The sequence below is a fragment of the Pseudoalteromonas sp. P1-13-1a genome, assembly GCF_001401875.1.
Lineage (GTDB): Bacteria > Pseudomonadota > Gammaproteobacteria > Enterobacterales > Alteromonadaceae > Pseudoalteromonas.
Genome location: NZ_LKDV01000081.1, coordinates 1 through 555, shown reverse-complemented (window position 1 = coordinate 555; position 555 = coordinate 1). Strand labels below are relative to the sequence as shown.

The following is a 555-nucleotide window of genomic DNA, read 5'->3' as shown; positions in this document are numbered from 1 at the left end:
TCAGTATCTGTTTGAGCTAGTAAAACGTCACTTGCTTCTGCTGTAAATGTAGTTGATGAATTTAATTGGATACCACCATAAATCCTAGCTGAGTCACCTGTACTGCCAGTAGGATCACTTGTTAAAGTAGTTGGTGTGGCTGAATCTGTTCCGTCATAGCCTTGCGCTGTAATTTCTAAAGTAGTTGCAGCATCAGTGCCATCACCATTTGTTACAGTAAAATCTTCTATTTCGATATCTGCGCCTGTATCACTTGAAATGATAAATTCACCATTTTCTACTTTCGCAGAAACTCCATGGTCAGAAGTTCCAGCATTAATGGCTTGTACCATTGCATCCCTGTCTAATGTTGCATCCCCTGTTCCGGTGAAGCTTACAGCTTCTCCATTAAGGTCCATTGAATATTGACCATACACAGGATTTAAAGGGTCTGTATTATCAACTGAAGGAATAGTTCCTAGTTCCAATGTAGCCTGAGTCCGTGCTTGTGCCTTGATCCCAGTTGTATCTGAAACTTCGTTAATCGCTTTAGCAGCATCTTGCGCACTTGAACCT

General features: G+C 41.3%; 1 protein-coding gene. It reads right to left on the bottom strand.

Annotated elements, in window-relative coordinates:
* The coding region (locus AN391_RS20620; RefSeq protein WP_327077840.1) for a flagellin hook IN motif-containing protein at positions 1-555 on the bottom strand (555 nt) is incomplete at both ends.